The sequence below is a fragment of the Thermosynechococcus sp. genome (genome assembly GCF_046299655.1).
Classification (GTDB): Bacteria; Cyanobacteriota; Cyanobacteriia; order Thermosynechococcales; family Thermosynechococcaceae; genus Thermosynechococcus.
In genome coordinates, this window is sequence record NZ_JBKBHZ010000021.1 from 19403 (window position 1) to 40934 (window position 21532).

The 21532-nt window shown below is 53.4% G+C and carries 19 protein-coding genes and 1 tRNA gene; 7 read left to right on the top strand and 13 right to left on the bottom strand.

Annotated features, from left to right (window positions below; translation table 11 throughout):
* Positions 1–41: 41 nt before the first annotated feature.
* Positions 42–1109: a phosphotransacetylase family protein gene (locus tag ACK4HN_RS11150; protein WP_409877661.1), complete on the top strand. Its 1068-nt coding sequence runs from the start codon at positions 42–44 to the stop codon at positions 1107–1109.
* Here the strand turns inward: ACK4HN_RS11150 and ACK4HN_RS11155 are convergent.
* The 3 genes from ACK4HN_RS11155 to corA form a co-directional block, all read right to left on the bottom strand.
* Positions 1106–2173 (bottom strand): esterase-like activity of phytase family protein, encoded by a 1068-nt coding sequence (locus tag ACK4HN_RS11155; protein ID WP_409877663.1) that lies wholly within the window; start codon positions 2171–2173, stop codon positions 1106–1108. The genes ACK4HN_RS11150 and ACK4HN_RS11155 overlap by 4 nt on opposite strands.
* A 42-nt stretch (positions 2174–2215) precedes the next feature.
* On the bottom strand, positions 2216–3085 hold the full coding sequence (locus ACK4HN_RS11160; protein ID WP_409869142.1) for a Tic22 family protein: 870 nt from the start codon (positions 3083–3085) through the stop codon (positions 2216–2218).
* A 222-nt stretch (positions 3086–3307) separates the two neighbouring features.
* On the bottom strand, positions 3308–4498 hold the full coding sequence (gene corA / locus ACK4HN_RS11165) for a magnesium/cobalt transporter CorA (protein ID WP_409869141.1): 1191 nt from the start codon (positions 4496–4498) through the stop codon (positions 3308–3310).
* A gap of 153 nt (positions 4499–4651) precedes the next feature.
* Here corA and ACK4HN_RS11170 point away from each other — a divergent pair, with 153 nt between their 5' ends.
* Positions 4652–5530: a 4-hydroxybenzoate solanesyltransferase gene (locus ACK4HN_RS11170; RefSeq protein WP_409869140.1), complete on the top strand. Its 879-nt coding sequence runs from the start codon at positions 4652–4654 to the stop codon at positions 5528–5530.
* On the opposite strand, the gene ACK4HN_RS11175 is transcribed toward ACK4HN_RS11170, so the two are convergent.
* From ACK4HN_RS11175 to ACK4HN_RS11185, 3 genes are all read right to left on the bottom strand, one after another.
* Positions 5520–6254 (bottom strand): 2-phosphosulfolactate phosphatase family protein, encoded by a 735-nt coding sequence (locus ACK4HN_RS11175; protein ID WP_409869139.1) that lies wholly within the window; start codon positions 6252–6254, stop codon positions 5520–5522. The genes ACK4HN_RS11170 and ACK4HN_RS11175 overlap by 11 nt on opposite strands.
* Positions 6255–6273: 19 nt before the next feature.
* Positions 6274–6960, bottom strand: a complete 687-nt coding sequence (gene psb32, locus ACK4HN_RS11180) for a photosystem II repair protein Psb32 (RefSeq protein ID WP_409869138.1) — start codon at positions 6958–6960, stop codon at positions 6274–6276.
* 132 nt (positions 6961–7092) lie between these two features.
* Positions 7093–9165, bottom strand: a complete 2073-nt coding sequence (locus ACK4HN_RS11185; protein ID WP_409869137.1) for a glycosyltransferase — start codon at positions 9163–9165, stop codon at positions 7093–7095.
* A gap of 151 nt (positions 9166–9316) precedes the next feature.
* On the opposite strand from ACK4HN_RS11185, the gene ACK4HN_RS11190 reads away from it, so the two are divergent.
* Entirely contained in the window at positions 9317–10039 is a 723-nt protein-coding gene (locus ACK4HN_RS11190) for a DUF1997 domain-containing protein (RefSeq protein ID WP_409869136.1), read from the top strand.
* On the opposite strand, the gene ACK4HN_RS11195 is transcribed toward ACK4HN_RS11190, so the two are convergent.
* A complete protein-coding gene (locus ACK4HN_RS11195) occupies positions 9990–10610 on the bottom strand; it encodes a bifunctional 4-hydroxy-2-oxoglutarate aldolase/2-dehydro-3-deoxy-phosphogluconate aldolase (RefSeq protein ID WP_409869135.1) in 621 nt (206 codons plus the stop codon). The two genes, ACK4HN_RS11190 and ACK4HN_RS11195, sit on opposite strands and share 50 nt — an antisense overlap.
* Positions 10611–10698: 88 nt before the next feature.
* On the opposite strand from ACK4HN_RS11195, the gene smpB reads away from it, so the two are divergent.
* The gene (gene smpB / locus ACK4HN_RS11200) at positions 10699–11157 is read left to right on the top strand and encodes an SsrA-binding protein SmpB (RefSeq protein WP_409869134.1); all 459 of its coding nucleotides are present in this window, start codon (positions 10699–10701) and stop codon (positions 11155–11157) included.
* A 2-nt stretch (positions 11158–11159) separates the two neighbouring features.
* Here the strand turns inward: smpB and ACK4HN_RS11205 are convergent, their stop codons facing one another.
* The 3 genes from ACK4HN_RS11205 to ACK4HN_RS11215 all read right to left on the bottom strand — a co-directional run bounded on the left by ACK4HN_RS11205 (position 11160) and on the right by ACK4HN_RS11215 (position 16655).
* Positions 11160–11798 (bottom strand): DUF3747 domain-containing protein, encoded by a 639-nt coding sequence (locus tag ACK4HN_RS11205; protein WP_409869133.1) that lies wholly within the window; start codon positions 11796–11798, stop codon positions 11160–11162.
* Positions 11799–11909: 111 nt separating this feature from the next.
* A complete protein-coding gene (gene smc / locus ACK4HN_RS11210; protein WP_409869132.1) occupies positions 11910–15407 on the bottom strand; it encodes a chromosome segregation protein SMC in 3498 nt (1165 codons plus the stop codon).
* 276 nt (positions 15408–15683) lie between these two features.
* Positions 15684–16655, bottom strand: a complete 972-nt coding sequence (locus tag ACK4HN_RS11215; RefSeq protein WP_409869166.1) for a DNA-methyltransferase — start codon at positions 16653–16655, stop codon at positions 15684–15686.
* Between the two features lie 153 nt (positions 16656–16808).
* Between ACK4HN_RS11215 and trxB the strand changes: the two genes are divergently transcribed.
* Both trxB and ACK4HN_RS11225 read left to right on the top strand, forming a co-directional pair.
* On the top strand, positions 16809–18170 hold the full coding sequence (gene trxB, locus ACK4HN_RS11220; protein WP_409869131.1) for a thioredoxin-disulfide reductase: 1362 nt from the start codon (positions 16809–16811) through the stop codon (positions 18168–18170).
* A gap of 19 nt (positions 18171–18189) precedes the next feature.
* Entirely contained in the window at positions 18190–18945 is a 756-nt protein-coding gene (locus tag ACK4HN_RS11225; RefSeq protein ID WP_409869130.1) for a sulfite exporter TauE/SafE family protein, read from the top strand.
* Between the two features lie 45 nt (positions 18946–18990).
* On the opposite strand, the gene ACK4HN_RS11230 is transcribed toward ACK4HN_RS11225, so the two are convergent.
* The 3 genes from ACK4HN_RS11230 to ACK4HN_RS11240 all read right to left on the bottom strand — a co-directional run bounded on the left by ACK4HN_RS11230 (position 18991) and on the right by ACK4HN_RS11240 (position 20603).
* A tRNA-Thr gene (locus ACK4HN_RS11230) sits at positions 18991–19062 on the bottom strand.
* Positions 19063–19127: 65 nt separating this feature from the next.
* Positions 19128–19910 (bottom strand): ABC transporter permease, encoded by a 783-nt coding sequence (locus ACK4HN_RS11235; protein WP_409852212.1) that lies wholly within the window; start codon positions 19908–19910, stop codon positions 19128–19130.
* A 93-nt stretch (positions 19911–20003) separates the two neighbouring features.
* On the bottom strand, positions 20004–20603 hold the full coding sequence (locus ACK4HN_RS11240; RefSeq protein ID WP_409869165.1) for a Uma2 family endonuclease: 600 nt from the start codon (positions 20601–20603) through the stop codon (positions 20004–20006).
* A gap of 137 nt (positions 20604–20740) precedes the next feature.
* Here ACK4HN_RS11240 and ACK4HN_RS11245 point away from each other — a divergent pair.
* Positions 20741–21532: cation transporter (locus tag ACK4HN_RS11245; protein WP_409877665.1), on the top strand; the 792-nt coding region annotated here is incomplete at its 3' end.

Sequence of the window (21532 nt, forward strand, 5' to 3'; positions counted from 1 at the left end):
AGCGTGTTTTGGGTTGGGGTTGTGGGAGGAGTACTTAAACGGTGGCAAAGCATTTGTTGATTGGTTCAATTATGCCCTATAGTGGCAAGTCTGCAACAGTTTTAGGTTTGGCCAAGCTCTGTCGCGATCGCCACCTCCGCATTGCCTACGGCAAGCCCCTCGGCACATACCAACCCGCTACCGACAGCGAAGACACCGAAGCCGATGTCAGCTTTTTACAGAAAACCCTCAACCTAGAGAATGTGCGGCCGACATTGCTCACGCTGACGCCAGAAGCCATCAAGGCACGGCTCATGGGCACCGATCAGCAGGATTATCGCCAAGCCCTAGCGACCTATCACAATATGAATAGCGAAGACTTGGTGCTCCTTGAAGGGCCAGCCACATTGGCAGAGGGACGGCTCTTTGATTTGGGGCTAGCCCAGATGGCAGCGGTGTTGGATGCGCCGATTTTACTGGTGGTGCGCTATGAGTCCCCCTTAGTCGTAGAATCACTCCTCCTCGCCAAGTCGGAATTGGGCGATCGCTTGCTGGGGGTGATCATTAACGATATTCCGCAACCGGAAACCCAGCCCCTCCCTGCTATTCGCCAATATCTCGAGGCACACCAAATTCCAGTTTTTGGCCTGTTGCCCCGCAGTCAGTTGCTGCGCAGTGTCAGTGTCAAGGAATTGGTCCGCCAGTTAAATGCCGAAGTGTTGTGTCGCCCCGATCGCTTGGATTTGCTGGTAGAAGAACTCACCATTGGGGCCATGAATGTTAGTGCTGCCCTAAAGTACTTCCGTAAGGCGAACAATATGGCGGTGATTACCGGCGGCGATCGCACCGATATTCAATGGGCCGCCCTAGAGACCTCCACCCACTGTTTAATTCTCACGGGGCATTTGCCCCCTTCCCCTGCCATTCTTGCCCGTGCCGAAGAGTTGGAAATTCCCATCCTCTCTGTGGATCTGGATACACTGACAGCCGTGGAAATTGTGGATCGTGCCTTCGGTCAAGTGCGTCTCCATGAAATCGCCAAAGTCAAGTGTGTTGAGCAAATGATGCAGGAGCACGTGGATGGCGATCGCCTGCTGGCGCAGTTGGGACTCTTGACGGTTGAGGCCTAAGGTTTGGCAGTTAAGGCAAAAATCAGTACTTGGGTCGGCGTTTTGCCATCAAAGTTGTTATCGCCAATGATATAGAGCGATCGCGCCCCATCGGCCAAAGGAGGACCAAAACTCATCCCCTCTAAATTGGTCAAAGGAATTCCTAGGGTTTTGAAATCCAAAACTAACCGTTTCTGGACGGGACGAATGGTGCGCAGATCAGCTGGCAACGTGGCCATGCCAAGGGTATCCGTGGCACCGGCAAGAGAAACCTCAAAGAGCTGAATGCCATATCCCTCCCTTGGGCTATAGCTGCGCTCCAGACTGAGAAAATGGCCACCGTTGTCAAGGGCAAGCAGCTCCACCAGACCGTTAAACACTGCCCCTGAGGGATCCAAGGGATAGAGATGCTCCGCCAGCAACACAGGCGCCACCTCCCCCCGCAGGTAATGCAGCAGGCGGCAGTAGATGGGGATATTCGGGCGGACATCTTGGGCAAGGGCAGATTCCACGCCGACAAACAGGCGATCGCCCGCCGGAGAAAGCGTCAGCGCCTCAAAGCCGAGATTATTGCGAATGCCCTGCCCACCATGGGGGAGATAGTAGGGGGGAATGGGGAAAGTGGTGATCCGCCGCCCGTTCTCGCGGGCAAACTCCTTGATCCAAGGGGGGCTAGCCGTAGCCGTCACCCCTTCACTGCTAATTACAAGGCGCCCCTGCGGCGTTAGGGCAATCCCCTCAGGGTCAGCAGTGTTGGCGGGATACCCCTCCCCATTGGGCTGCCGAAGAAAAGTCACGCCCTTGGGGACAATGGTTTCAGGGGTGATCTCAAGCGTGTAAAAGCGAGGTTGCTGGCGATCGTCACTAATGGCATAGAAGTGCCGTTGGCGCGGATCGTACGTCAATCCCGATAGTCCCCCCACCTCCGTACCCTGCCACTGACTGCCAACGGGCAGTTGAACTTCGCCGCGAAATTCCACCCCCACATTCAGGAATAGGCGCTCCTCCGCTCGCACTTGGGGTAGGGCACATCCCCACAGTAAGCCAAGGAGCAGAATTGCGGTGAGTAGGTATCGCCAGCGCATCAGCCGAAGTTAGGGGTTACGGTTTATACTTTGATCTTCTCCCTATTGCCTTGGCCGTTGGGGAGCAGCGGGCTGATTTGCTTGGTTTGGTCGCGGGGCACTGTTGCCATTGCTCTGTTGCACGGCAAACTGAATGGCCTCTGGGGTTTGCACCAGTTGAATTTGACTCACCACCGGATCGTTGATGTTTAACATGGTTGTCACTAGGGTATCGAGCATAACAACACGGATACCTGTATCTTTCACCAGTTCAGGACGCTGCTGGCGGGCTTGATCCACTTCCCGTTGAAGTTGGCTCTTATCAAAGTAAAAGGGAATAAACCGCTGGGTGCGGGTCTGGCCGTTTTCCCGCATTTGTGCTTCTACGGCGATGGGATTGCCCGTTTTGCTATCGGCTAGGAAAAAGAGGGGGGTACCGCCCATGAACGGCTTGCCCTCCTTGGTGAGAATTTTGCCATCGCGCTCCACCAGATCGCCACTTTGTTTGAGGAGGGTCACTGCCGCCTCCAGTTGCGATCTAGAGGGAATAATGTCCACCCCAAGGGTGGGATTTTTTCGGCTTTCAAGGGCTATTTTCACCGCACTCCCAAGGGCGGCAGCGGAAATGCGAGCCACCCGACCCACCTCTGGCTGTTGCGTTTTAATCGTGTTGAGAGCAGTTTGGGCATCCTGTTGATTGATAAAGAAGGTAAAAACTTGAATTTTCTTGCTTTGATTTTGGGGATTAGGCATCTCAAAGGTCAGCGGCTCCCCTTTATCATTGGTGATCATAAAGATGGGTACATTATTGAGAATCCGCAGCACTTGTTCTTCGGGCAAGGCAGTGGCAATGTCATAGCGGCTGATGGCGGGTGCCAACCACAGGCTACTCACTAACCCTGCCAAAACACCCAAGTGTGCCAATCGTTTCATACAGTCTCCTAAATGAATGCGCTATTGCAGTGGGTGAACTCTCCGAATTCAGTTCCTTAGTTGTGGAGAGGGGTGGCGATCGCAATGTAGTACCTAACTCACACCAAAACTTATGCACTAAGCAAGTGAGTATTTTTACATATAAAGTACTCCCTTTGCTTTCCCACCCTAAGCCAATTTGACGCAATGTACAAGGGGGAAGTTTCTAAAACTCTCGCAGAACTAGCGTTCAGTCTCTAGGGGATCTAGGCTGGTGGTACTCTTGAACCAGCCCTTGCGCCAGAAAAAGAAAAACAAACTGCCAGCCACTGTCAGCATGACCGCCCAGCACGCTGGATAACCCCAATACCACTCCAGTTCTGGCATATTCCAAGGGGAGGTATCGGGGTCGAAGTTCATGCCATAGATACCAACAATAAAGGTTAATGGGATGAAAATCGTCGAGATAATTGTCAGAATTTTCATAATTTCGTTCATTTTATTGCCGACGGAAGAAAGATACACATCCATCAAACTAGCCGCCAGTTCACGGTAGGTTTCCACCATATCTAGTACTTGAATGGCATGGTCATAGCAATCCCGCAGATAGATGCGCACTTCCTCCGAAAGCAGGGGGCTGGGATCTCGAATCATGGCATTGATCGCATCCCGTTGTGGCCAAATGGCACGGCGCAACGCCAGTAATTCGCGGCGCACTTGGTGGACTTCTTCGAGAATGGCGCGACTGGGACGGGTGACCACAGCATCCTCTAACTCCTCAATGCGCTCACCATAGTCCTCCAGCACAGGGTAGAAGCCATCAATAATGGCATCAAGGAGAGCATAGGCCAGATAATCGGGGCCGTAGCGGCGAATAATACCACGGCTCGTCCGAATCCGCTGCCGCACCATGTCAAAACAGTCCCGTTCGGGTTCTTCTTGGACGGTCAACAGAAAATGTTGCCCTAAGACGAAGCTCACCTGTTCAGTATAAAAGCCGTGTTCATTTTCTTTGGGGGTGACCATGCGGGTAATGAGCACCATGTAATCGTCATGGTCTTCAACTTTGGGACGCTGCGGAACGTTGACAATATCTTCAAGGACAATGGGGTGCAGGTGAAAGACTTGGCCAAGTCGCCGCATTACATCTTCATCGCCAATCCCTTGAACGTCAATCCAACTGACGGAGGGACTGCTGAGGTAGGGGCCACATTCTTCGGGAGTTTCTAGAATGCGACGGGTAGCCTGATCCGGTTGATAGTCAATAAGAATGATGGTTGGTGGTGGAGCATCGGCCTCAATACTGAGGGTGCCGGGCATGGCTCCGGGTTCGTCAAAGAAGTAATCTTCAAGATAGTTATCTTCTTCCTCGACAGGAGGTATGGGGTCTGGCGGGGCGGCACTACGGAAAAAGTGAAAGGGTTTTCTGGCCATAAAGGGGGCATCGACAGGGTGCAAACGGGCTACTAGAAACCTAGGGCAAATAGGGGGCAAGGTCCCAAAATCGCCTGAAAAGTTAAGATTTTTAAGTGTAGTGGCATTCACAGTGGGAGCGGTGTGGTGAATTCTCAAGTCTCGAGAACTTCAGTGCCAACTTGGGTCGCGATCGCCCAACTGTTGCGATGGCACAAGCCTGCGGGTCGTTTGATCCTCCTCATTCCTGCTCTGTGGTCGTTAACCTTGGCCAGTGAAGGCTTGCCGTCGTTGAAGTTGCTACTAATTATCACCGTGGGGGCGATCGCCACCAGTGCAGCGGGCTGCATTGTGAATGACTGTTGGGATCGCAATATTGACCCCCATGTGCAGCGGACGCAAAACCGTCCCCTTGCCAGTCGGCGACTCTCTCTGGGGGTGGCTTTGGGTTTGATGGTCATTGCTTTACTCTGTGCTTGGGGATTAACATTCTACCTTACGCCCTTGGGATACTGGCTGGCGGTGGCCGCAGTGCCGCTGATTCTCCTCTATCCCTTGGCGAAGCGAGTGTTTCCCATTCCGCAACTGGTTTTGGCGGTAACCTGGGGCTTTGCTGTGCTCATTCCTTGGGCAGCGGTACAGGGGCGCTTAACTTTAACTACTGCTTGGTTGTGGGCAGCGGTGGTGATGTGGACCTTGGCCTTTGACACGGTGTATGCCATGCCCGATCGCCCGGATGATCGCCGACTGGGAGTCAATTCTAGTGCTTTATTTTTCGGTGGCTATGCCCCCTTGGCGATCGCGTTATTTTATACGCTGACGGTGGTGTTCCTAACTATTGTTGGTTTGAGTGCGGAACTCACTTGGCGATTTTGGCTGGCTTTGGCCATCACCACCTACTTTTGGCTACGCCAATCCCTGCAAATTTATACCCACGAACGCCGTGCGCCGCAAACCACAACGCTTCCCCTTCAGACCTATGCGCGTTACTTTAATGAAAATGTCTGGTTAGGCTTTTTGCTTTGGGTAGGGATGTGGTGCCCTAGGCCTTAGTCAAGAGTTTGGGGGCAACTTGCCACGGTACAATTGCCAGAATATCCACTTGGGCACAGTATTTGAGATCCGCTTCATTGCCGAGGCTAAGCAAGCGCTGTCCGTGGCTAGAATGGTGAAAGAGGGTCAATAGATCCTCTTGATAGTAGCGGTACAGCGCGGTGGCAGCAATGGTTTCGTCATTGCCGGCAAGAGTTTCAAGGGGGGCATCCTGCTGACCCCACAGGTAGTGAATCAGTGCTCCAGCACAAACGGTATCTTCAAGGGAGTAGCTGCCTTCCCAGCCGGAGCCGACAATCCAAATGGTTTCTGGCTGATGCTTTTGGATAAACTCAGCAACAGCAGCACGATTAACGAGGGCAGCGGCGAGAACGAGGGGACTGGCTTGAATGCGCTCAAGGGAACGGGTGCCATTGGTGGTGCTCATAAAGAGGCGACACCCTTTAACACGCTCAGGTACACACTCAGCGGGAGAGTTGCCCATGTCAAAGCCGGCAACTTTTTTCCCACCCCGTTCACCGACTCGAATCCGCTTGGCTGCCGGCCACTGCTGACTCACTTGTTCTAACTCTGCCAGATCACTAAAGATTTGGATAGCTTCTGCGCCAGCGGCAAGGGCAGTGGCGATCGTGGTGGTTGCCCGCAGGACATCAACAGCAATGGCACAGTCGGGTTGCCAGTCGGCTGGTACACGCTCTGGTGTGTGGTAGGTATAGATTTTCATAAATGGGAAGGGAGCTTGGCTACGATGATCCTTGATACATAAAGTATGTCACCATTGGGATCACTGTAGCGGCGATCAGCAAAGCAACCACGATAATTGTGGCGGAGCGATCGTCGGTTTCCTCTTTGCTCTTGTAGGTTTTTTCGATAACGGTTTCTCGCACAACGGGGGGGCCTGGATCGGTTTCGCCTTTGAGAACTTTCGCAAGGCGATCGACGGTGTCAAGCACTGATTGATTGTAGTTGCCGTCCCGCAGGGGCACCCGCATCGTTTCTTGAACAATACTTTCGGCAGTTTCAGGATTCAGGCGTTCGGCCACGGCATCACCATAGTGAATTGCTGTGCCATTGGTGACGGTATCGAGGGCAATGATCACTTGATTGGCTTGGGACTCAGGGTCAGGAAACCACTGGCTAAAAAGAGCATCCACAAAGCTCTGGGGGGTTTCGCCATAGTCAAGGCGGTGCAGTGTAACAATGTGAACATTGATGCCCGTTGCCTCGGCGAGGTCTTGGAGCGATCGCCTGACACTGCCCTGGGTAACCGCACTGAGAACATTACCCTCATCAATGACCCCGGCTGTTGTTCTTGGAAAGGGGATATCGATCGCGCTGGTTGCCCAAACGGGGGTGACCCACAACGTACCCGCAAGCAGAGCCAGCAAAAGATAGCGAATGCCGTTTTTCCAAGCCACTTGCCAATGCATCTGTGCTTAATCCTGTATATCTCAATGCAATTTTCCCAGATATTGATCGCAAAAATAAATTTTCTTCTAACAAATCTTAAAATGATGGCCAGAAAATTGCTTTACCAAGGGGCACCCACAACAAATCATTTTTCATTTTTCGTTGACATAGCTGTAGGCGCGATGCCATGCTTTTGCCTGAGCAGAGGGGGTGCTCCGCATCCAGTGACGAATGAGGGGAGGCAAGAGGAGAGTGCGCAGGAGCAGCCATAGAGTTTGCAGTTCATTGGGGGCTTTCTGCCATTGCCAGCGATTGGGTTCACAAAACAGTAGGGTGACCAATTGGCGGTATTGAAGGGGGGTGAGGGGATCGAAATAAATTTTGAGGGTTGTTGGATTGGGCATATCCACAATTTGGCCGCTAAGATCAATGCCTGCCTCCAAAAGCCGACAGGTGAGGGGCATCCCCATTGCGGAGGGGGGGAGGGGTTGGTGGAGCTGAACAATAGTACCCCCTTCAGAAAGGCGAATTGTCTTGCCCCACAGGGCAGTGGTTTGATCCCAGGCGAGATGAAGTTCAACGGTCTGCTGCACGTTGAGCCAATCGTAGGGATCGGGGCGGGGGCGTTCGATAAGGCTGTAGAGGGCAAGTGCCAGAATCACCAGATTGTAGAGGTTCCAGACCCAAGCCAGCAGGAGGCCTTTGGTGTGTAAGGCCTGCCAATTCAATACAGCAGCAGCAATAGAGAGAACAAAAAGTATAAGGAGCGGCGCCGCGAGGTGCCACTGAAAATAGTAGCGATCGCGATAACTTCCCTTGGGGGTGACCCAAAAAGGCCGACCAAAGGGACGTAAGAGCGTGTCTATCACCGTCAAGGTCAACGGTACACACTGAAGCACCGCATAGAGATCGGACACCAAGGCAGAGCGACTTTGACCATTCAGCCAGCGGAAGGTACTCAACAGCAGCCAGTAGTAGGGCACAAAATAGTAAAGCCACTGCGGCAGAGTAGTTTCAAGGGGAACTAGCCCCCAAAAGGCGGCAATCAGAGGCAACAAGAGCAACAGCAACCGCAAGGGACTGTGGAACCACTGGGTGATTCCCTCTAGATGAGCAAGGCGCTGCAGCCAAGTGAGGTTCGGGACTCGCAGGGGATTAGACGGAATGAAGAACCCTTGCAGGGTGCCGCGTGCCCAGCGTTGGCGTTGACGAATCTGCGCCGCCATATCCTCAGCACACAGGCCGGCACTGAGACTTTCATTGAGGTAAATTAGCCGATAACCCGCTGCAGCCAATTGAATGCCTGTGTAGTAGTCCTCGCTGAGGGATGCCGTGACAAAGCCGCCAATCGCCTCGAGGGCAGCTCGCCGCACAACAAAGGCACTGCCGTAGCAGAGGGCTGTTTCAATACTGTCTCGCAACACCTGGTAATGGCGCGAGAAAATCTCCACCTCTGGCGGCAAGTAATGCTCTAGGCCAAGGTTGCGGGCAATGGGATCGGGGTTGTAAAAGCTTTGGTAGGTTTGCACAAGGCCAATGTCAGGCCTTTGAAAAAAGCCCACCGTGCGGGTGAGAAAGTTGCGGGTGGGAACAAAATCTGCATCAAAGATGGCAATGAGTTCCCCCTTGGTGTGGCCAAGGGCATGGTTGAGGTTGCCTGCTTTAGCATGGCGATTGTCAGGGCGGCTGAGGTACTCACAGCCCAGTTCACGGGCTAATTCCTGAAGGGCAAGGCGACGGGTATCGTCAAGAACGTAAATCCGCTTGTGGGGATAGTCAAGGGCTTGGCAACCGACAATTGTGCGTCGCAAAATCGTTAGAGGTTCATTGTAGGTGGGAATGAAAATATCTACCCAAGGCTGATAGTGGCCACTTTTGACTGCAAGGGCAGCGGCATCGGCTTCGGGACGACGATTTTTGATATGCAAGAGCAGGTAGAGTTGCAGGCCATAGCCGGCCATCATGAACCCTTCAATACCAAGGAGGAGGAGGCTAAGGGCAGCCTCGAGGGGGGTGCGCAGATTGAGGGTGGCGATCTCTCGCCACAGCAGATAATGCAGCATCAGGGCCATTAAACTGCCCACCACAAGGAGACGCGCCCACAGATGCTGCACCTTTCCCCAGCGTAAGACGACACTGCTGAGGATCACCATCAAGCACAGAGGCCAAAAAATCCACGGTTTGTCTAACTGTTCCACCGCAAGCCAAGGCACGAGGATGGCCATTGCTGAAGCCTCAATCCAGAATTTAAGAAAATGCCGGGCGGTGTCCCCCGCCGCTACCAAGATAATGTAACGAAATATAAATTAACCTTTAGACAAGCACAGGACCTTCAGGGTTTCCCGCAGTAGCGATCGCCCCCAGCGGTGTGTCAGGATGAGTATCACTCAATCCCAGTTTCACACCATGACGGATTCTCCAGAGGAGACAAAGTTCCCCCCCTTTGTTTTTCACAACCAATTTCAAGGCTGGATGGAAGTCTATGCACCAGTGCAGCGCTACGAAACGTATCTCAACAATCACCACGAATGGTTTCATCGCTGTGCCCATCCCATGAAAGCAGAAGCGGTGGGTCAGCACGGCTACATCCTCACCATTGGGCGCTACGGTTCCCATGGCTATGAGGTGGAACCGAAAATTGGCCTGCACCTGCTCCCCCAAGAGCAAGGAGTCTACCGCATTGAAACCATGCCAGTGCCAGAACAGCCTTTTTTGAACTATGAGGTGAATTTTCAAGCGGCCATGGCGTTGGTACCAATGCGCGCCAATCCAGACACAGATGAGGAGCTATTGCACCTGAATGTGGTTGACTACACCCGCGTGAATTGGGAGCTGGATTTGCGGGTAACAATGTACTTTCCTCGATTTATCTATCGGCTACCCCACGGTCTAGTGCAAGGCACAGGCAATCGGGTCTTGGCTCAGATTGTGCGTCAAGTCTCCTACCGGCTGACGGCAAAAGTACAAGACGATTTCCACAAAACGATTGGCCTCAATTTGGGCAAACGCTGGCGACGCAAACGCTTCCATGCTGAGCGGGTGCGCGTCCTCACCCCTGCCCCCGATAGGCCTGACGAGCCTGCGCCACCTGCTGCTTGAGCTGAACCACATCGGTACCGAGTTGACTCCCCATCCCAATGGCGATCGCCCCCGCTTTCCAAAGGGGCACCACATCCTTCCAGTCAATCCCCCCACAGGGGATGAGCGGAATCTCAGTAAACAAGGGTCGCACTGCCCGCAGATAGCTTGCTCCTCCCACCGCCATAATTGGAAACACCTTGACCGCCACTGCCCCCGCTTGCCAGGCGCGGAGAATTTCCGATGGGGTCAATGCTCCTAAAATCAGTGGACAGTTGGCCTCCTGGGCAAGGGGCACCACCTCTGTCGCGGTGTGGGGAGTCACAAGAAATTGCGCCCCCGCGGCGATCGCCTCCTCAGCCATCGCTGGCGTTTTGAGACTCGCAGCTCCTATCGTGCAGTGGGGAGAGTCCTGACGGAGTTGTTGCAATACCCCAGCAGCGTCAGGAGTAGTCCATGCCACCTCTAGGCAGGTGAAGCCCGCTTGGATACAGACCTGAGCGCGGGCGATCGCTGCAGCAGGATCGGCAGCACGCACCACAGCAATCAAGGGCAGGTTTTGCAGAAACTCTAACTGCTGCACATTGGCCATAGGGGGATGAGGATTCTCTAGGAGTGATAAGATAAAGCTTTTCTACCCCTAAACTAGGGTATATCGGCCCTGCCCCTACCAATCTCCGATGGGTGATAGCATCAAAGTCCTTAGCGAAAATCGCCAAGCGCGCTTCCAGTACGACATTTTGGAAACCTATGAGTGCGGGCTAGTGCTCCTCGGTACGGAGGTCAAGTCCATTCGTGCTGGCAAGGTGAATTTACGAGATGGCTTTGCCCGCATCCGCAATGGGGAAGCTTGGCTGATGAATGTGCATATTTCGCCCCATGAGGGCACTAACCCCTCCTACAACCACGACCCCCTGCGGGATCGCAAGCTCTTGCTCCACAAGCAAGAAATTCGCAAGCTGGTGGGCAAAGTGGAACAAAAGGGACTGACCCTTGTGCCCCTCAAGCTTTACCTCAAAAATGGCCGCGTGAAGGTTTCCTTGGCCCTCGCCCGTGGTAAAAAGCTCCACGATAAACGCCAAGCCCTCAAGCAGCGGCAGGATAAACGAGAGATGGAGCGCGCAATGAAGCAACGCTAGATCTAGCTCTGGGGTTTGGGTACGGAAATAACGTTGGTTTCAGTGCCGACCGGGGTAGCAGCGGCAGGTAAAGGGCTAGGCGCACTTCCTGTGGCCGCTTCCCAAGAGTCATTGGTGAAATAGACATGGCCGAGCACCTGTCCTTCGTAGGTGCGCCGCGTTAACCGCCAAGTGGGTTCCAGATGAAACTTGAGGAACTGTCCTTCTTGGAGACCATGGGTACGACCAATAATCATCCGTGGGCCACCGCGATTGCTGCTGCCTACCAAGAGTAACTCGCCGTCTCCCCGTTCAATGCGCAGATTATACTGTAACCCCAAATCCTGTTGTGCCACCCGAATCGAGTAGCCATTGCTATCCGTGGCGCGACCACAAATGCCCGTAAAGTCAAAGGTGGTCAGGAGGGGATCAATCACCACCGGGTTACTGCCCGACTCACTCCAGCAGGGACGCGTATCCTTGATTTGCTCTACCACCAGTAGGCGATACCCACCGCGGGCAAGGGGCACAGCCATCACTGCATAGCGGCTTTGATCCACTTCGGTTTGGCTAAACATATTGGCTTGGGCAGGGCGGGGGGCAATTGCTGCTAAACAGGCCATGGTCAATAGACTTAGGCTGACTTTTTGCCAATGTTGCATAGGAAGACTCCTCAGCAAAATGTAGAGGATGGGACGGCTAAATTGAGCCTCCTGTTCCACTACGATTCACGCCGATTCATTATCAAAGTTCTAGACAGGATTTTTCAAGCCTTAGCGGTAAGCAGTTAGGTCTAGGCCAATTACTTGGGTATGTTGTCCGCGTGCTTGGGTGACCCCAATGGTGCGCTGCGCTGCTTCAATCATGGGTCGCCGCAGACTGACGACGAGAAACTGCGCCTCTTGGCTCTGCTGCTGAATCATTTTGGCCAAGCGCTCAACATTGACGCCATCGAGGAACATATCCACCTCATCAAAGGCATAGAAGGGGGAAGGACGGTAGCGCTGTAGGGCAAAGATAAAGCTCAGGGCTGTGAGGGATTTTTCGCCCCCCGACATGGAGGCCAAGCGCTGAACGGGTTTACCCTTGGGGTGTGCCACTAGATTCAGACCCCCTGCAAAGGGATCCTCAGGCGTTTCCAGTTGTAAGTAGCCATCGCCATCGGACAGAGCGGCAAAAATAGTCTGGAAGTTGGCATTGACGGCCTCGAAGGCGTCGCGGAAGGATTGCTGACGCAGGGTGGTGAAGTTTTCAATCCGCAGTAAAATCTCCGTGCGCTCGGCTTCTAGAACGGCAAGTTTTTCCTGTAGCTCATTGAGCCGCCTTTGGGTGTCTGCAAATTCCTGAATTGCCAGCATATTGACGGGTTCCATGGCGCGGAGCTGTTTTTCGAGGGCTTGGCACTGCTGTTGAAGGTCGCTGAGGGAAAGATTGGCGGGCACGTCGGGTAATGGCTGGGGTAAGAGGGGTGCCTCGAGTGCCTCAAGCTGGGCTTGCAGCGTGGCGAGAGTGTCCCTAGCTTTTTGGGACTGCCATTCCAAGTGTTGATAGTCCTTTTGCTGCTGGCGCAGGTGGGCCTCTTGGCGATCGCGATCGCTCCTGAGCTGTCCGAGGCGAGCCTCCACTTCGCTCAAGGCAGTTTGTGTCTTGTGAATTTGGGCAGTTAAGTCTTCAAGGGCTTGATCAAGAGCCTGCTGCTGACTCCATGTCTCCTGCTGGACCTGGCGCAGTCGCTGCATCTCCTGTGCTCTCTGGTGCAGGTCTTGCCCAAGGCGCTCCAGTTGACGCTGGCGATCGCCCAAGGTTTGATCCACCGCTTGCAGCGCGGCCACATGCTCCGCATGGATTTTCTCCTGTGCCTGAAGCTGTTCCTGAAGGTGTTGCCACTGCTGATGGCTGGGATTGGCTTCAAGGGCATTGAGGGCAAGGCGTTCAGCGGCGAGTTCTGCTTCGAGTTCTGGAAGGCGAGTCTCTAAGTGCGCCAGTTCAGTCTCTGTGGCGCTTAGCTCTTGGCTCAGGTGCTGCTGTTGCCGCTCTAGGTCTGCCTGTTGGGCAGTGAGGCGCTGCTGTTGCTGCTGAAGTTGCTCCCAGTGTCGCTGGCGATCGCGATGACTTTGGCGGGCTTCACTGAGGGCTTGACTGAGTTCATTGACCTGCCGCTGTTGCTGGATGCGCTCTTCTAGGAGGCGATCTAATAGGCGTTCCAATTCCCTAAGGCGATCGCGGACCTGTTGGACTTCTGCTGATTCTTGGGGGGTGACCCCCTGACCAAAACGGAGCGTGTTAGTGCGACTACAGCTGCCCCCGGTCATTGCCCCTGAGGGTTCCAGTAAATCTCCCTCTAGGGTGACCATCCGATAGTGTCCTAAGTATTGTCGCGCCGACTCAAGGCTCTCAAAGACCAGCGTGCTGCCAAACACATAGGCAAAAATGGGGGCATATCGCGGCTCAAATGTGACAAGATTCAAGGCATAGTCAATACAGCCCACCAAAGAAAGGGGAGAAAGGGGCTTGGGAGGAGCCATCTTGTTCAGGGGCAAGAATGTCGCTCTGCCCGCCCGTTCCCGTTTGAGGAGGGCGATCGCTGCTGCGGCCACACTGTCATCTGCTACCACGATATTGCCTAGGCGTGCCCCGGCCGCAATTTCCAAGGCCAGTTGATAGCGGGGTTCCACCTGTCCCAGTTGTGCCACCAGACCTAAAACGCCGGGTATATCCGCACTTAAAATTAGCCGCGCTGCAAAACTCCCTTGGCTTTCCTGTATCGCCTGTTGCCGTGCTTCCAGTTGATCCAGTTCCCGCTGCTTTTGGCGCTGTTCTCGCTCAAGGCGTTGATAGGTTTCTTCCACCAAGCTTAATTGTTGCTGCGCTGTAGCGAGTTGTTGGGCTAGGGTTTGCAGTTGCTGCTCCTCTTGTTTAACTGCTGCTGCGGCTTTTGTGAGGGCGTCTTGCAATTCCAATTGTTGGGCTTCTAAGGTGGTGGCCGCTTGCTGCAATTCCTCTTGCCGCTGCCGCAATTGTTGCGATCGCTCCTGAAGACGCGAGAGTTCACTGCGACTCGGTTCCAGTTCGTGGATCAGGGCATCAATTCGCTGTCGCCGCTGACTGTGCTCCTGAAACCAAGCTTGGGCTGCTGTATTCAACGCCTGAGCTTGCTGGCGTAGGGCATCGAGGGCGGCTTGACTGGTGGCAACTGCTGCAAGTAAGGGGGCGCGATCGCCCTGCTGCTGTTCTAACGCTTTAGCAAGTTGCTGTCGCTGTAACTGTTGCCTATGGTACTGCGCTTGGCATTGCTGGAGTTGTTTGCCCAACTGTTCCTGCTGCTGTTGGTAGGTGCTTTGTTGGCGTTGATACTGGCGCTGTTGGGCGTGGAGATCTGCCAACGCTGCTTGCAGGCGGAGGTACTCTTCTTCACCGAGGGCTTTCACCTGTTGATTCAGTTGTTCCAGCGTGACGGCTGCCGCTTCAATTTCCTGCGCCTTTTGTTGCAGTTGGACTTGGCGCTGGGCTTGTTCTTTTTGTAGCGTTTGAATCTGTGCTTGGAGTTGCGCTTTTTGCGCTTCGTGGGCTTGCCATTGGCGTACCAGCAGCCATTGTTCTCGCTCTTGCAGTTCTAACCGCAGGGCCTGATATTTTTCCGCTTGCAGGCGTTCCTTCTGCAGGCGATCGCGCTGTTGGATCAATTCCTGCTCCACAATGCGCAAGCGTTCTTCACGCGCCTTGACGATATCTAACTTTTCGCGCGCTTGGGCAATCTTACGGTCAAAATCTGCCACTCCCGCCAATTCGTCAATTATTTCCCGCCGTGCCTTGGCATTCATCGAAATGATACTGGTGACATCCCCCTGCAAAACCACGTTATAGCCTTGGGGATAGATACAAAACGCCTGTAATTGATCGTGCAATTCATTCAGCGTGCAGGGTTGATCATTCACCGCATAGGTGGAGGTATAGGCCCCCTGCTGGGTTACCCGCAGTCGCCGCGTCACCCGCCATTCCCTTTCGGCATCTAGGGCAAAGGTCACCGTGACTCGCGTTTCAACCACACTATGGCCGCGCCGCGTTTGGCTATGGTTCACCAAATCGGGCAAGCGTTCTGCCCGCATTCCCTTAGACCCTGCAAGACCGAGGGCAAAAAGCAATGCATCCAAGAGGTTCGACTTCCCTGAACCATTGGGACCTGAAATGACCGTAAACCCCGGCAAGAGCGGAATCACCGTGGTGCCGCTAAAGGACTTAAAGTTTGTCAGTTCTAACTGCTTGATGTACACAGCCTACAAACCTGCTACACGACATCCATCGTATCTACCGCCAATCCAAGTATGGCCCCCTCAGGTTTGCTGCATCCATCAACGGCTTAGCCAAATTTCTACTGCAACCATTGAAGCGGCACAGTCGCAATACCGACCTCTATTACACCTCACTTGGAGAGAAGGGTCATTTTCGCCTAAACGCATGGAGAGGAGAGTAAAGCCGCTGCCACTGCACTTTGGTTTTTCCCAGCCGCGCATTCCAATTTCTTTGGGAGCTGCCTGCAATAGTTAATATTATTTTGGCAGGTATACTTGGGAAGACGCTTTCCATTCTTCGGGAATTTGAGAGATTTTCTCTCTCCCTGTGGGCTGATAGACGGGTTTGCCCATCGGACGATAACGGAGCGTACCATTGTAGTAATCCCGAATGCGTTGACGGGCTATCTCCACATAGGTGGTTTCTTTCTCGCACCCCATTGCCCGCCGACCATGCATGAGGGCCGCAATCAGTGTAGAGCCAACACCCATGTAGGGATCAAATACTAAATCACCTTCCCGAGAAAGGGCAAGGACACAGCGCTCCACCAGTTCAATCGGAAACTGGCAAGGGTGGATTGTCTTCTCTGGATGGTTGGACTTGACGTTAGGAATCTCCCAGACCAGCTCTTCCCAATCCTGTACTAGAACTTCCCACACGTCCGAAGGGTTTTTTCCTTGCGGGTTTCCCGATGGCTTTCCCTTATTGGGACCTTTGAAATGACGTTTGCCAGGGTATTTTGCTGGAACTCGAACGGCGTCAAGGTTGAAGATGTAATTATCAGATTTCGTAAACCATAGAATAGTCTCGTAGCGCCCTGAAAATCGCTTAGAGGCATGTAATCCGTGTCCAAATTTCCAAACAATGCGATTACGTAATTTCATGCCTAGCTCTTTGAAGATCGGATAATAGAGCACATCAAGGGGATAGACTTCTCCCTCTGTAACAAAATTGCCAACTTGCCAGCAAATGCTACCATCTTCTCTCAGGATACGGTAAAGTTGAGGAATTAATTGCGCCTGCGTTTCCAGATATCGGTCAACGGGCAGTCGGTCTTCATAGGCTTTTCCGAGGTTATAGGGGGGCGAAGTCACCACTAGGGCCACTGAATTGTCGGGAAGCTGTTTGACAAAATCGTTGGTATCACCAGAAAAAATAGTGATGTGGCTATGGGGTTGGAAATCTGTTTCGATGGGGGGAATCAATGGGGTGGAACATAACAAAGAAATTTGACTCAAGCTGCACTCCTGCACTCTCTAGGACGAGTGAATCCTACCTTTGAGTTTGCTATGCCCATTATGCCCAAAGATATTCCCCTTGTTTGTCAGGGAAAATCAGGTTAAGATTGAATAACTCATAGTCGTTTCGAGTTTGTTTTAGCCATGACACCGCCACGGATTGAGAACGTTGTCATTATTGGTTCGGGCCCTGCGGGGTACACAGCAGCTATCTATGCCGCTCGCGCTAACCTCAAGCCCTTTATGTTTGAAGGTTATCAAATTGGGGGGCTGCCGGGCGGTCAACTCATGACCACCACCGATGTGGAAAACTTTCCCGGCTTTCCTGAGGGCATTCAAGGGCCAGAGCTGATGGCACGAATGAAGACACAAGCGGAGCGCTGGGGCACAGAAATGGTCACTGAAGATGTGATTCAAGTGGATTTTAGTCAGCGCCCATTTCTCATTTGCTCGGCGGAGCGCCAAGTCTATGCCCACAGCGTAATTATTTGTACTGGGGCAACGGCCAAACGACTCCATCTTCCCGGCGAGGAGCAGTATTGGACAAAGGGGGTGTCCGCCTGTGCCATTTGCGATGGGGCGATGCCCATTTTCAAGGATGTTGAACTAGCGGTGATTGGCGGTGGTGATACTGCGGCGGAGGAAGCAATCTACTTAACCAAATATGGCTCCCATGTCCATCTTTTGGTGCGCAGCGACAAAATGCGCGCCAGTAAGGCGATGCAGGATCGGGTGTTTGCCAATCCTAAAATTACGGTTCACTGGCAAACCGAGGCACGGGAAATCCTTGGCGATGGCAATTTAATGACGGGTCTGCGGATAATCGATAAGGCCACAGGGGAAGAATCCGTCCTGCCGGTGCGTGGCCTATTCTACGCCATTGGTCACACCCCCAATACCCAACTCTTCAAGGATTTTCTGGAATTGGATAGTGTCGGCTATATCGTCACCCGCCACGGGACACAAACCAATGTGGAAGGGGTCTTTGCAGCAGGGGATGTTCAGGATCACGAATATCGGCAGGCGGTCACCGCCGCGGGCAGTGGCTGTATGGCAGCACTAGAGGCCGAACGTTGGCTCTCGGCGCGGGGGCTAATTCAGGAGTTTCGTCAAGCGGAAACGGAGACCAAACCTGTAGAAACGGCGAAACCTACTGCATCCCCCGAACAGGAGTTTGATCCCAATGCCATTAAGCACCGGGGCAGCTATGCCTTGCGTAAACTCTTCCACGAGAGCGATCGCCTGCTGCTGGTGAAATATGTCTCCCCCACCTGTGCCCCCTGCCATACCCTCAAGCCCATTTTGGATCGGCTGGTGAACGAATTCGATGGCAAAGTACAGCTCATTGAAATTGACATCACTGAAGACAGCGCGATCGCCGAGCAAGCCGGGGTTACCAGTACGCCCACGATTCAACTTTTCAAAAACAAAGAACTCCTAGAGGTGATTGTTGGTATGAAACCCAAGAGTCAGTACCGCGAGACCATCCAACGCTACCTTGCGTAGGCTTTAGCTAGTCAGGGGCATGCTCAGTGAGATTGGACTCCTGACCGTTGCGGGTCTGGCGGCGGGCTTTGTCAATGCCATTGCCGGTGGCGGAACACTGATTAGTTTTCCGGCCTTGGTGGCGATCGGCTTGCCGCCAGTGGTTGCCAATCTCACCAGCACGGTTGCCTTGGTTCCCGGTTACTTGGGAGCGACAGTGGCGCAACGACAGGATCTTCAGGGGCAGCAACGGCGTCTTGGTTGGCTCTTTCCCAGTGCGGTGGCCGGCGGGATCACAGGAGCCATGTTACTGTTGCGGACCAACGAGGCACTATTTAATGCCCTGATTCCCTATTTGCTGCTTTTAGCCGCTATCCTCTTGGGGGTTCAGGAGCAGGTGCGGGCTTGGTTACTACGGCGAATCAGTGCGCCGGCCGTATCTGAATTGGGAGCCATTCCTCTTGTGTTTTTAGCGGCCGTCTATGGTGGCTATTTTGGCGCAGGGCTGAGCGTGATTTTGCTGGCCGTGCTCGGCATGGTCTTGGGGGAGAGTTTGACGCGCCTCAATGGCTTGAAGCAAATTTTGGCTTTTGGGGTCAATGCTGCCGCTGCCGCATTTTTTGTCGTCTCGGGGGAGGTGGTGTGGCCCGTTGCCGTGGGGATGGCGATCGCCACCATTATTGGTGGGCTTTTGGGGGGCAAATTTGCCCGTGCGGTTAACCCCCTGCTATTGCGCCGCATCGTGGTTCTTTTGGCCGTTGTGCTGGCGATTATTTACCGGTTGCGACAGCAATAAATGATTCCACCGCAGATGGCAAATTGTGCGAGCTTCGTCAAACAAAGCCCGTGACGAGGATTGAACTCGTGGCCTCACCCTTACCAAGGGTGTGCTCTACCACTGAGCTACACGGGCAAAATTCCCAGAGCTTTATCATAGCCCATTAGGAGCACAATTGCACAGTTGGCTGCGAGTTTTTGCTAAAAGTTGCGACGAGAGAAAATCCAAGTGGCGATCGCCAGCAGTGCCACCGTATAAATCACGCCATAAAAGGCATTGGCCACGAGTTCGGGTACAGAGGGCAGCATTCCATAGACCGCCGTATTCTTAAAATCCAAGCGGGATAAATCGGGAAAGATGAGATAGAGAAACTGCATCAGTTGCCGCACCGCATCACTCTCCATCTTTTGGCTGAGGATCACCAAGTTTTGGCTAAAGTGACCCATAAAGTACACTGCCACCGTGAGTAGCGTGGCAATCAAGGAGCTAGTGAAACTCCCAAAAAGCAAAGCGGCGGCGGTTAGGAGCGACAGTTGCAGCGCAATGTATAAGGAGGTAACAATCAGAGGGCCTGCGGTATAGGCAAACTGATTCAAGCTCATGAAAATAAAGAGGATCAGGGTCATCAGCGCCACCAGCACCAGCAGAACCGCCGATAGACCCAAATGCTTGCCAATAATAAATTCGGCACGGCTGATGGGTTTGGCCAACATCACCAAAATCGTGCGCTTTTCTATCTCTTTGTTGAGCAAACCACCGCCGACAAAAGCCGCAATCAGTAGGCCAAAGAGGGAAATGCCCGCCATCCCCACATCGAGGCTAATTTTGTCTTGAGTGCCTGCCGACACCTGTCCTAAAATCGCGATGGCCAAGGCCAAGCCAATGGCAAAAACCGCAGTGACATAGAGAACCCGCTCCCGCAGGGTTTCGTTAAAAACATTACGGCTAATTGTCCAGAGGCGACTCACCGTTAACGGCAACATGTCTTGTCCCCCTTGAATTACTCTTCTCTCAAAGAATACCCAATTTTGCTTTTTCCATAGCCTTGGTGTCCATAGGCAGAGTCGCTCGCTGTTTCACTGAGCAGTGGTCTCTACAGCGGGGGGAGAAAGGTCAACATCTTCATAAAACTGTTCAATGGGCACTCTGAGATCAATGCTCCTCAATTCGACGCGATCGCCCGCACGGTAACAGCGCAGCAGCCAATCCCCCACCTCATTTTTTTGATAGATGTCGATTGCCATCTCCTCTGAGCTAGCCAAGACATAATCCACGAGGTTAGGGTTACGGCGGTAAAGGTCAAACTTTTTGCCGCGATCGTAGGCTTCCGTTGCGGGTGAGAGCACTTCGACAATGAGACAGGGATAAGTGATAAAAAAGGGACTCTGGCGATCGCGATCGTCACAGGTGACACTCAGATCAGGATAAGTAAAATTAGTGGTGTGAAGGATATTCACCCTTAGGTCAGAGTTGAATACTTGACATCTACGACCCCGTAGATGGGGTTTAATCAGATTGCCAAAGTTCAGTTTAATGATGCTGTGGTTCTTACTGCCACCCGCCATTACATAGACGCGACCATCAATCAACTCATGCTTTTCTAACTGCTGCTCTTCCCACGCAAAGTATTCTTCCGGTGTGAAATAGCGATCGCTCGTCCCTTTGGCCGCTACCATTGTCTGCATCTCTTGTGAAAACCTTACTCCTTCAGAATAGCCCGCCCTTTCCCTGACATCCCAAAGCCAACGTGCCACAATAGGCGATGGGGACGCAGTTAGGAAATTTAACGGAGTTTTTTTGGAGAGGGTAGGACGTGTCCCTAAGTTCAAGTCTTGATTCTCACACTCCTGAGGTAGCCATCCTGCGGGTGAGTGGCTTGCGTTGTGCTGGCTGCGTGCAATCCCTGGAAAGTCAGTTAAAAGCCCAGCCCGGCGTAGAGGCTGCGGCAGTGAATCTGGTGACGGGAACCGCCGTTGTCACCTACTCCCCCAATGAGACAACCCCCGTCGCCATTGTCGAGTGCCTAAACCAAGGTCGCTTTCAAGCCACCCTCGCCGAAGCCAATGCCCTTTTGGAACTCCCCACGGCCTCTGAGGAAACCTCTTTGCCAAGGTTGGCGATCGCCCTTGTGCTCCTGATTCTCTCCAGCGCCGGCCACGGGATTGATCTGCTGCCGGGACACTGGCCGATGTTGGAGGCGATGATCTGGCACTGGGGGCTAGCGACCATTGCCCTTGTCCTACCGGGGTGGGAGATTCTGCAGGAAGGAATGATAGGCCTCATCCAACGTCGCCCCAATATGAATACGCTGGTGGCTCTGGGTGCCTTAGGGGCTTACCTCACCAGTACGGTGGCGTGGCTGTGGCCGGCCTTGGGGTGGGAGTGTTTCTTTGATGAACCTGTGATGATCCTTTGCTTTATTTTGCTGGGACGCAGTCTTGAGCAACGCATCCGCCAACAGGCGCAACGGGATCTGCAATCGCTCCTCGCGCTCCAACCCCCAAAAGCCCTCTGGCAGCCCAGTTTAGAAAGCACAGACCGCTGGCCCATCCCAGTGCAGCAGATTCAGGTAGGCGATTGGCTGTGGGTAGAGGTGGGGGATCCC

Excerpts from the sequence above, each read along its gene's own strand:
- ACK4HN_RS11155 (WP_409877663.1), bottom strand. The coding sequence starts at position 2,173 with ATGCGCTGGCGATACCTACTCACCGCAATTCTGCTCCTTGGCTTACTG.
- ACK4HN_RS11160 (WP_409869142.1), bottom strand. The coding sequence starts at position 3,085 with ATGAAACGATTGGCACACTTGGGTGTTTTGGCAGGGTTAGTGAGTAGC.
- corA (WP_409869141.1), bottom strand. The coding sequence starts at position 4,498 with ATGGCCAGAAAACCCTTTCACTTTTTCCGTAGTGCCGCCCCGCCAGAC.
- ACK4HN_RS11175 (WP_409869139.1), bottom strand. The coding sequence starts at position 6,254 with ATGAAAATCTATACCTACCACACACCAGAGCGTGTACCAGCCGACTGG.
- psb32 (WP_409869138.1), bottom strand. The coding sequence starts at position 6,960 with ATGCATTGGCAAGTGGCTTGGAAAAACGGCATTCGCTATCTTTTGCTG.
- ACK4HN_RS11185 (WP_409869137.1), bottom strand. The coding sequence starts at position 9,165 with ATGGCCATCCTCGTGCCTTGGCTTGCGGTGGAACAGTTAGACAAACCG.
- ACK4HN_RS11190 (WP_409869136.1), top strand. The coding sequence starts at position 9,317 with ATGAGTATCACTCAATCCCAGTTTCACACCATGACGGATTCTCCAGAG.
- ACK4HN_RS11195 (WP_409869135.1), bottom strand. The coding sequence starts at position 10,610 with ATGGCCAATGTGCAGCAGTTAGAGTTTCTGCAAAACCTGCCCTTGATT.
- smpB (WP_409869134.1), top strand. The coding sequence starts at position 10,699 with ATGGGTGATAGCATCAAAGTCCTTAGCGAAAATCGCCAAGCGCGCTTC.
- ACK4HN_RS11205 (WP_409869133.1), bottom strand. The coding sequence starts at position 11,798 with ATGCAACATTGGCAAAAAGTCAGCCTAAGTCTATTGACCATGGCCTGT.
- trxB (WP_409869131.1), top strand. The coding sequence starts at position 16,809 with ATGACACCGCCACGGATTGAGAACGTTGTCATTATTGGTTCGGGCCCT.
- ACK4HN_RS11225 (WP_409869130.1), top strand. The coding sequence starts at position 18,190 with ATGCTCAGTGAGATTGGACTCCTGACCGTTGCGGGTCTGGCGGCGGGC.
- ACK4HN_RS11235 (WP_409852212.1), bottom strand. The coding sequence starts at position 19,910 with ATGTTGCCGTTAACGGTGAGTCGCCTCTGGACAATTAGCCGTAATGTT.
- ACK4HN_RS11240 (WP_409869165.1), bottom strand. The coding sequence starts at position 20,603 with ATGGTAGCGGCCAAAGGGACGAGCGATCGCTATTTCACACCGGAAGAA.